The following is a 289-nucleotide window of genomic DNA, read 5'->3' on the forward strand; positions in this document are numbered from 1 at the left end:
GGTCCTCCGCCGGCAGCACCTCATCGGCTCGCGGGACGACGGCGACGTGGACCCCTCCGGCGAACACGTCCCGGATCGCCCGGCCCACGCTGCTGTTCGCTCGCTCGAAGAGAGAGAAGCCCAGTCGTCGCGCGAGGCCGAGCGGAAGGAGGAGCGAGACCGCCGCGATCCATCGAGCGGCTTCGTCCTGGTCGTCCACGCGCACGACGACCTTCGGCCCGCCCTGGAGAGCCGCGGCGATCGCTCCCGCGAGGCGCGCGAGTCGACCGATCCGCCACTCGTCGCCGTC

General features: G+C 73.0%; 1 protein-coding gene. It reads right to left on the minus strand.

Annotated elements, in window-relative coordinates:
- Positions 1-289: GAP1-M domain-containing protein (locus ACZ3HH_RS29650; protein ID WP_465810098.1), on the minus strand; the 289-nt coding region annotated here is incomplete at both ends.

The sequence above is a fragment of the Pseudomonas sp. PME37.24/025 genome (assembly GCF_055556615.1).